The organism is Streptomyces sp. NPDC127084 (assembly GCF_042724175.1).
Lineage (GTDB): Bacteria > Actinomycetota > Actinomycetes > Streptomycetales > Streptomycetaceae > Streptomyces.
On sequence record NZ_JBHXFA010000166.1, the window covers coordinates 4,710 to 14,558 of the forward strand.

At 68.9% G+C, this 9,849-nt stretch carries 5 protein-coding genes; 1 reads left to right on the forward strand and 4 read right to left on the reverse strand.

Going from position 1 to position 9,849, the window contains the following annotated elements; all coding sequences use genetic code 11:
• Positions 1-187: 187 nt before the first annotated feature.
• From ACFWI9_RS28565 to eccD, 3 genes are all read right to left on the reverse strand, one after another.
• Entirely contained in the window at positions 188-2,422 is a 2,235-nt protein-coding gene (locus tag ACFWI9_RS28565) for a polyribonucleotide nucleotidyltransferase (protein WP_387166365.1), read from the reverse strand.
• A gap of 323 nt (positions 2,423-2,745) precedes the next feature.
• The gene (gene rpsO / locus ACFWI9_RS28570; protein ID WP_006346214.1) at positions 2,746-3,036 is read right to left on the reverse strand and encodes a 30S ribosomal protein S15; all 291 of its coding nucleotides are present in this window, start codon (positions 3,034-3,036) and stop codon (positions 2,746-2,748) included.
• Between the two features lie 225 nt (positions 3,037-3,261).
• Positions 3,262-4,719, reverse strand: a complete 1,458-nt coding sequence (gene eccD / locus ACFWI9_RS28575) for a type VII secretion integral membrane protein EccD (RefSeq protein ID WP_387166367.1) — start codon at positions 4,717-4,719, stop codon at positions 3,262-3,264.
• A gap of 272 nt (positions 4,720-4,991) precedes the next feature.
• Between eccD and eccCa the strand changes: the two genes are divergently transcribed.
• The gene (eccCa, locus tag ACFWI9_RS28580; protein WP_387166369.1) at positions 4,992-8,936 is read left to right on the forward strand and encodes a type VII secretion protein EccCa; all 3,945 of its coding nucleotides are present in this window, start codon (positions 4,992-4,994) and stop codon (positions 8,934-8,936) included.
• An 89-nt stretch (positions 8,937-9,025) separates the two neighbouring features.
• Here the strand turns inward: eccCa and ACFWI9_RS28585 are convergent.
• The coding region (locus tag ACFWI9_RS28585; protein WP_387166371.1) for a transposase at positions 9,026-9,849 on the reverse strand (824 nt) is incomplete at its 5' end.

Consider the following 9,849-nt stretch of genomic DNA (forward strand, 5'->3'; position numbering starts at 1 on the left):
GCATTCGCTTGTCCACCGACACTTCGCCGGCAAGGACCGCCTGATCGAGGAGGTGGGGGGCGGGGCCCGGGGTCCGGTTGGCGCCCGGGTGGGGGGGAGCGGCGCGCCCCCGGGGGGGGTGGGTGTGGGGGGGGGCGCGCGGGCCGCTCCGGGTGGGGGGCCCCCCTCGTCCTGGAACTACGTGACGTCACTTGGCGGCGTCGTCCTTCTCGCCCTCGGCGGAGTCGCTGTCGGCGTCTGCCTCGCCCTCGATCACGGGGATCAGGGAGAGCTTGCCGCGCTGGTCGATCTCGGCGATCTCGACCTGGATCTTCTGACCCACGCCGACCACGTCCTCGACGTTCTCCACTCGCTTGCCACCGGCGAGCTTGCGGATCTGCGAGATGTGCAGCAGGCCGTCCTTGCCCGGGAGCAGGGAGACGAACGCACCGAAGGTGGTGGTCTTGACGACCGTACCCAGGTAGCGCTCGCCGACCTCCGGCATGGTCGGGTTGGCGATGCCGTTGATCGTGGCGCGGGCGGCCTCGGCGGCCGGGCCGTCGGCGGCACCGATGTAGATGGTGCCGTCGTCCTCGATCGTGATCTCGGCGCCGGTGTCCTCCTGGATCTGGTTGATCATCTTGCCCTTGGGGCCGATGACCTCGCCGATCTTGTCCACGGGGATCTTGACGGTGATGATCCGCGGGGCGTTCGGGGACATCTCGTCCGGGGTGTCGATCGCTTCCATCATCACGTCGAGGATGTGGAGGCGGGCGTCACGGGCCTGCTTGAGGGCCGCGGCCAGGACGGAGGCCGGGATGCCGTCCAGCTTGGTGTCGAGCTGGAGGGCGGTGACGAACTCCTTCGTACCGGCGACCTTGAAGTCCATGTCGCCGAAGGCGTCCTCCGCACCGAGGATGTCGGTCAGCGCGACGTAGTGCGTCTTGCCGTCGATCTCCTGGGAGATCAGGCCCATGGCGATACCGGCGACGGGGGCCTTCAGCGGCACACCGGCGTTCAGCAGCGACATGGTGGAGGCGCAGACGGAGCCCATGGACGTCGAACCGTTGGAGCCGAGAGCCTCGGACACCTGGCGGATCGCGTACGGGAAGTCCTCGCGGCTCGGCAGCACCGGCACGATGGCGCGCTCGGCCAGGGCGCCGTGGCCGATCTCGCGGCGCTTCGGCGAGCCGACGCGGCCGGTCTCACCGACGGAGTACGGCGGGAAGTTGTAGTTGTGCATGTAGCGCTTGCGGGTCACCGGCGAGAGGGTGTCCAGCTGCTGCTCCATGCGGAGCATGTTGAGGGTGGTGACGCCCAGGATCTGGGTCTCGCCACGCTCGAACAGGGCGGAACCGTGCACCCGCGGGATCGCCTCGACCTCGGCGGCGAGCGTACGGATGTCCGTGACGCCGCGGCCGTCGATGCGCTTCTTCTCCTTGATCACGCGCTCGCGGACCAGGGACTTGGTGAGCGAGCGGTACGCGGCAGAGATCTCCTTCTCGCGGCCCTCGAACTCCGGCAGGAGCTTCTCGGCAGCGAGCGCCTTGACGCGGTCAAGCTCGGCCTCGCGGTCCTGCTTGCCGGCGATGGTGAGCGCCTGGGAGAGCTCGCTCTTGACCGCGGCGGTGAGCGCCTCCAGGACGTCGTCCTGGTACTCGAGGAAGACCGGGAACTCGCCGGTCGGCTTGGCGGCCTTGGCGGCGAGGTCCGACTGGGCCTTGCAGAGCACCTTGATGAAGGGCTTCGCGGCCTCGAGACCGGCGGCCACGACCTCCTCGGTCGGTGCCTCGGCACCGCCCTTGACCAGCTCGATGGTCTTCTCGGTGGCCTCGGCCTCGACCATCATGATCGCGACGTCGCCGTCCTCCAGGACGCGGCCGGCGACCACCATGTCGAAGACGGCGTCCTCGAGCTCGGTGTGGGTCGGGAAAGCCACCCACTGGCCCTTGATCAGCGCGACACGGGTGCCGCCGATCGGGCCGGAGAAGGGCAGACCGGCCAGCTGCGTGGAGCAGGAGGCGGCGTTGATGGCGACCACGTCGTACAGGTGGTCGGGGTTGAGCGCCATGATCGTCTCGACGATCTGGATCTCGTTGCGCAGGCCCTTCTTGAAGGACGGGCGCAGCGGACGGTCGATGAGGCGGCAGGTCAGGACCGCGTCCTCGGACGGGCGGCCTTCGCGGCGGAAGAAGGAGCCGGGGATCTTGCCCGCGGCGTACATCCGCTCCTCGACGTCGACCGTCAGGGGGAAGAAGTCCAGCTGGTCCTTGGGGTTCTTGGACGCGGTGGTGGCCGACAGCACCATGGTGTCGTCGTCCAGGTACGCCACGGCGGATCCGGCGGCCTGCTTGGCCAGGCGACCCGTCTCGAAGCGGATGGTACGGGTGCCGAAGGAACCGTTGTCGATCACGGCTTCGGCGTAGTGGGTCTCGTTCTCCACTAGCGATATCTCCTCGTCTGCGTCCCTGAGCCCGTGCGGCCCGGGGACGATGGCGGAGAAGCGCGCCTTGTGTGCGGGCCGGTCTTCGATCGAAGCACCCGGGCGATGTTTCCGGGGGCCACTACCGAGGACCGGCGGCGGAGGGGCGCTCCTCCTCGTTCGGTATTGCGTTGTCTGTGGTGCGTTGTGCTGCGTTGTACGTGCGGCGGTGTGCCGCGTTCCGGTACCGCGCTGCCACCAGGTTACTGAGGTGGACCGCAGGACCGCACGTACAGCAAAGGGAGCGGCCCCCTGGATGTGGGAACCGCTCCCTTCACGGCGTCTTACTTCGCGCCGCCGGCCGCACCGCGGCGGATGCCGAGGCGGTCGACCAGCGTACGGAAGCGCTGGATGTCCTTCTTGGCCAGGTACTGCAGCAGGCGGCGGCGCTGGCCGACCAGGATCAGCAGACCACGGCGGGAGTGGTGGTCGTGCTTGTGGGTCTTGAGGTGCTCGGTCAGGTCCGAGATACGGCGGGACAGCATCGCGACCTGGACCTCGGGGGAGCCGGTGTCGCCCTCCTTGGTGCCGAACTCGGCCATGATCTGCTTCTTGGTAGCGGCGTCGAGAGACACTCGGTACTCCTCTTTCGGTGTTCGCGCGCCTGCGAGTGCCCCTGGTCTTGTTCTCAGGGGAGCTTCCGTGACTCGGAGGCGAAGGCACGATGGGCGCTGCTCCCGGCTGCGCGAGGCGCGGGCTGGGGGCGCGTACACAAACGGCCGTCACACAGGGTACCAGGACACGGGCACACCCTTGACAGATTTGGTACGGGGACGGACGCCACGGCGGCCCGGTGCCGCTCAGACGCCGCCGCGGACCCTGCTGTAGACGTCGAGAACGGCCAGGCAGACCGGGATGAGGGACAGCAGCACCAGCGATTCCGCGATGTCGAGCATCCTGCCCCAGAAGGGGGACAGCCCCTTCTGGGGCACGATGAGTGCGATCGCGATCAGGATCATCACACCTACGGCGACCGACGCGCCGAGCCACAGGGTGCGGATGTCGACCGGGCCGGAGTCGCCCTGGAGCAGCTTCATGACGATGTCGGTGGGCGGCGAGATCGCCAGGCCCAGGACCAGCAGCGCGAGGGTGATGACACCGGCTACGAACAGACACGTGACCTGGGCGGTGTAGCGGAACAGACGCGCCCGCAGCATCGCGGCGAGGCCCGTGCACAGGGCCAGGAGCTGCGCCCAGCCGCTGTCGCTGAAGCCGAGCACGGCGCCGCCGGTGCCGATGATGACCGCGGCGCACCCGCCGACCAGTCCGAGGAGCAGTTCGTGACCCCGGCTGGTCTGGGCGACGATGCGCTGGACGTCGACGGCTTCGGCGTCGCCGTCCTGGCCATCGCGGCGTGCCCTGGCCAGGTCCTCCGGGCTGCGGAAGCCGATCGGCATCTTGGCGAAGCGGGCCGACCAGCCCGGCAGGAATCCGACGACCGCCAGTGCGACCACGGCGGTGCCGGCGGCGATCTCACGCGGCTCCGCGTCGGTGAGCACGCCGCAGAACACGGCGAGTGCGCCGATCGCTGAGGCCAGTGCCGCCGCCACGAAGGGGGCGTCCCCCTGCGGCAGCAGCATGATCAGCACGACGGAGAACAGCAGTACGGCGACACAGCCGACGAGGAACTGGATCCTGCCGGGGCCCTCGCCCACGTCCTGGGGTATGACACCGGAGCCCGCGATGAGCGCGTGCGGCAGTGCCGAGATCCCGAGCGCCACGGCGGACCCGCGGTCGTCGTACACCCGGGCCCGTACGCCGGCGAGCGCGGTGAGGGCGAGGGCGGTCACCCCGGCGAGGATGCCCTGGAGTCCGTGCGTGTCATGCCGTACCGGGTCGGCGAACCAGAAGACGAAACCGAGCATGATCATGAGCACCGAACCGGCGACGAGGCCGGCGACGCGCATCAGGTTGTCGTTCCAGCTGCGCATGTCCTGTTTGACGGCGGCGGCGATCGCGTCCACCACGTCGTCGTGCACGGCCGGCGGCAGGGAGTCGGCGAAGGTCCGCAGCAGCAGCACCTCACCGTCCCTGACCCGGTGCTCGATCAGCGACCGGCTCGCGTCGAGCACTTGGCCCTCACGCGTGACGAGGTGGTAGCCGGAGGGGCTGGTGTCCGACTGGACCAGACCCGAGAGCCGGACGATCTCGGGAAAGAGATCCTGGATCGGCAGGTCCTCGGGCAGCGCGACATCGACGCGACTGTCCGGCGCTGCGATGGTGATTCGGCAGAAACCTGTCGAAGTCCCCGTGCTCACCTGGTGTTCCCCCTGTTGGACAAGGCTGCTTCACGCAGTTCGTACGACGCGAAGCGCCACCCTATCCGCTGGGACAGGGGGCTCCGGGCATGCCTCCCCCAATTCTCCCCGTACCCCCTCGGCATCTCCATCCTCCTGCGCCTCCAGCGCCTTGAACGCATCAGTAGGATCGACTTCCTCACGCGGACGACGCCTACGCGTACGGGTAACCCGTCGCGGAACACGGGGGCGTCGATGCCAGGACGTATCAATCGCGAAGGATGAGTGCATCGGTGAGCGTCGTCATCATCAAACGGCCGCCGCGAATACCGCCCCCGTCCGTACCGGACGGCGAGGTCAAACTGGAGACGCCCCCCGAGATTCCTCGTGAGGGCGACGAGAGCATGCTGATGAACCTGCTGCCCATGATGGGCATGCTGGGTTCCGTCGGCTTCTTCTTCATGCCCAACCTGCCCTCTTATATGAGGGTGGTCGGTGGGCTGATGCTGGCCTCGACACTGGCCATGGCGATCGCCCAGATCGCCAAGTCCCGCCAGGGCGGCGGCGCGGGCATGGCCCAGGACCGGCGCGACTACTTCCGGTACCTCGAACAGGTGCGCAAGGACGTACACAAGACCGCGGAACTCCAGCGCCGCAGCCAGCTGTTCCAGCACCCCGACCCGGAACAGCTGTGGGCGGTGGCGGCCGACGGCAAGCGCCTGTGGGAACGGCGCCCCGCTGACGGGGACTTCGCGTCGGTGCGGATCGGCCGCGGCGTGCAGCAGTTGAACACGCCGCTCGTCGCGCCGGAGACGGCCCCCAAGGACGAGCTGGAGCCGCTCACCGCGGCGGCCATGAAGGCCTTCCTGGACGCCCACGGCAGCCTGTCCGACCTGCCCATCGCCATCTCGCTGCGCGCCTTCTACCACGTGACGATCTCCGGTGAGACGGAGACGGTCTACGGCAACGCCCGCGCGACACTGGCACAGCTGGCGACGCTGCACTCGCCGGAGGACCTGATGATCGCCGTGGTGGCGCATCCCTCCACGGCGCGGGAGTGGGACTGGATCAAATGGCTGCCGCACAGCCAGCACCCCAAGGCGAAGGACGGAGCCGGCACGACGCGGCTGCTCTTCGACGATCTCGGGGAGCTGGAGGAGGCACTGGCGACCCAGCTCGACGACAGGCCGCGCTGGAACCGGGACGCGACTCCCGTATACGACCAGCCGCATCTGATCGTGGTGCTCGACGGCGGCACCGTACCCCCGGACGCCGAGCTCGCCGGTGCTGACGGACTCCAGGGCGTCACGTTCCTGGAGACCGCCCCCGGGGAGCTGGAGGATGAGCTGCGTGCCGGCCTGACGGCACATGTGAGGCCGGAGCGGATGCAGCTGTACGTCGGCCAGGGAGCGGCCTACACCGGCAAGCCCGATCTGCTCGGGCCGGAGCAGGCCGAGTCCCTGGCGCGGCAGCTCGCCCCCTTCCGGGTCGGCTCCGCGGAGGAGGGGGAGCCCCTCCTGTCCAACCTCGACTTCACCGACCTGATGGGTATCGGCGACGCGGGCTCCGTCGATGTCTCCCGCGCCTGGCGTCCGCGCACGCTCCACGAGCGGCTGCGCGTGCCGATCGGCGTCGGCGAGAACGGCGAGCCGGTGATGCTCGACCTCAAGGAGGCTTCTCAGGAGGGCATGGGCCCGCACGGCCTGTGCGTCGGCGCGACCGGCTCCGGCAAGTCCGAGGTGCTGCGCACGCTGGTGCTGGGTCTCGCGGTCACGCACTCGTCGGAGACGCTGAACTTCATCCTCGCGGACTTCAAGGGCGGCGCGACCTTCGCCGGCATGGCGGACATGCCGCACACCGCGGCCGTCATCACCAACCTCGCCGACGACCTCACCCTCGTCGACCGTATGCGCGACTCCATCATGGGTGAGACGCAGCGCCGCCAGGAGCTGCTGCGCTCGGCGGGCAACTACGCCAATCTGCACGACTACGAGAAGGCACGGGCGGCGGGCGCCGCGCTTGAGCCGATGGCGTCGCTGGTGATCGTGCTCGACGAGTTCTCCGAACTCCTCACGGCCAAGCCTGACTTCATCGACATGTTCATCCAGATCGGCCGTATCGGCCGTTCGCTGGGCATCCACCTGCTGCTGGCCTCGCAGCGCCTGGAAGAGGGCAAGCTGCGCGGTCTGGACACCTATCTGTCGTACCGGATCGGTCTGCGTACCTTCTCCGCCGCCGAGTCCCGTACGGCGATCGGCGTCCCGGACGCCTACCACCTGCCGTCGATCCCCGGCTCCGGCTACCTGCGCTACGACACCGACACCATGGTCCGCTTCAAGGCCGCGTACGTGTCGGGTCCGTACCACGGCGAGGGCCCCTCCCGGGTGAACCGCTCCACCCAGCTGCGGCCCGCGCTGTTCACGGCGGAGCAGGTGGCGCTGCCCCCGCAGCCCGTGGTCGAGGAACCCGAGCCCGACAACAGGGTGGACGACGCACTCGCCGACACCGTCCTGGACGTCCTCGTCGGCCGGATGGTCAACCAGGGGCCCCCTGCCCACCAGGTGTGGCTGCCCCCTCTGGAGGAGGCGCCGGCGCTGGACCACCTGCTCCCCCAGCTCGCCGTCACCCAGGACCGCGGCCTGACCGCACCCGACTACACAGCGCTGGGCCGGCTCAACGTGCCGGTCGGCCTGGTGGACAAGCCGTTCGAACAGCGGCGTGACGTGCTCTACCGGGACTTCTCCGGCGGCGCGGGCCACGGCCTGTTCGTCGGTGGTCCGCAATCCGGCAAGTCGACCCTGCTGCGCTCGCTCATCTCGTCGTTCGCGCTGACGCACACGCCGTCCGAGGTGCAGTTCTACTGCCTGGACTTCGGTGGCGGCAGTCTGATCGCGATGGAGGAACTGGCGCACGTCGGCGGGGTCGCCAACCGTCTCGACGCCGAGAAGGTGCGCCGTACGGTCAGCGAGGTCGAGGGAATTCTCAACGCGCGCGAGGAGTACTTCCGCGCGAACAACGTCGACTCGATCCAGACCTACCGCCAGCGGCGGGCCGCGGGCCAGCTGCCGGACCAGATCTGGGGTGACGTCTTCCTCGTCATCGACGGCTGGGCCACCTTCAAGACGGACTACGAGATGCTGGAGTCCACCGTCACAGAGATCGCCACGCGCGGTCTCGGCTTCGGTGTGCACGTGATCCTCGCGGCGAGCCGCTACACCGAGGTGCGGCCCGCGCTCAAGGACATGCTGCAGAACCGCATCGAGCTGCGGCTCGGTGACCCGACCGAGTCGGAGATCGACCGGAAGGTCGCACAGAACGTGCCGGCGACTGTTCCGGGCCGTGGCCTGACCCCGGACAAGCTGCACTTCATGACGGCCCTGCCGCGGGTCGACGGCTCGTCCGCCGCGGACGACCTGTCCGAGGCGACCTCGATCCTCGTCCGCGGTGTGAACGACAACTGGCCGGGCAACCACGCTCCGGCCGTGCGGCTGCTGCCCACGATGCTGCCGTCGGACCGGCTGCCGAAGGGCTTCGAGCACCCGGACCGCGGTGTCGCCGTCGGCATCGACGAGTCCTCGCTGTCGCCGGTGTTCGTCGACTTCGAGACGGATCCGCTCTTCATCGTGTTCGGTGAGAGCGAGTCCGGTAAGTCCGCGATCCTGAGGCTGCTGATCAAGCAGATCTGCGAGCGCTACACACCGGATCAGGCGAAGATCGTCATGGGCGACTACCGGCGAGCCCACCTGGAGGGCGTGCCGGAGACGCACCTCTCGCGGTACTGCGCGTCGGCGCCCGCCCTGTCGGAGACGCTGGAGGGGCTGGCCGGTTCGCTCAGCCGCCGTATGCCGGGCCCGGACGTCACGCCCGAGCAGCTGCGCAACCGCAGCTGGTACACCAGCCCGGACGCATTCGTCATCGTCGACGACTACGACCTGGTGGCGACCGGTGTGAACCCGCTCGCGCCGTTGCTGGAGTATCTGCCCTTCGCCCGGGACATCGGTCTGCGCATCATCATCTCGCGTGCCTCCGGCGGTGCCAGCCGGTCGCTGTACGAGCCGGTGATGCAGCGCATGCGCGAGCTCGGCGCCCAGGGCGTCGTGCTCTCCGGCGACCGGACCGAGGGCTCGCTGCTCGGCAACATCACCCCGACGCAACTGCCCGCCGGACGCGGCTACTTCCACACGCGGCGCCGTGGTGGGCAGCTCATTCAGACGGGTTGGCTGCCGCCGCGGTTCTGAAGCTCCCCAGGAGCTTGGGCGGCACCCGCGGAGGGGCGGCACCGGTGGGACACCGTTGGCGAATGCCCCTTCACTCTGCCCCGCCGGATCTATCCGGCGGGGCAGAGTGCTGCGAAGTGGGAAGTGCGAGTAGGGGCGAGTGGAGTGCCGGTGATCCATGCGTCGAGGCGGACGAGGTTCATTCCGGCGGCGGTCAGTACGTGTTGCAGGTGGGTTTTGGGGCGGCCTCGATAGCGGGACTTGCGCAGGCCGAAGGCGCGGACGCCTTGAGCGATGGTGCCTTCGATGCCTGCGCGGTGCCTGTAGCGCTTCTGCCACAGCTCGGTCTGCTGGTCCCGTCTGGCTGTGCGTAGTGCTTCGTGTTCGTCCCGGTGCCGCAGGGTGATCTCGCGTCCCATCGAGGAGACGCTGCGGGTGCACTGGTCGCGAGAGGGACAGGGGCGGCAGTCGGCGGGTGAGAATCTGGCCCTGATCACCGGGCCTTCAGAGCGGCGCCCATCGTGCTGCCACTGGGTGCTGCTCTTGCCGTTCGGGCAGGTCACACGCTTGCTATCCCAGTCGATGGTGAAGCCGTCGATGGTGTAGCCGTTGTTCGCGGCGGCCTGCCATCCGGTGTTCGTCTTGACCGGTCCGACCAGTTCGATGCCGTGGTCGCGGCGGGCGGCCACCAGGTGCGCGGCGTCAACGTAGCCGGCGTCGACCAGGTGGACGTCCGGGATCAGGTTGCGCCGGGCGAGGCCATCGTGGATCTTGTCCGTGACCTCGAAATCGGTGACGGCAGCGGTGGTGGTCACCACTTCGGTGACCAGATGCGGAGTATCGGGCTCGCAGGTCTCGGTCAGGTGGACTTTGTAGCCGCACCAGGCCCGGTCACGCTTGACGCCGTTGCGGGCGTCCGGATCGTAGGGCGAGC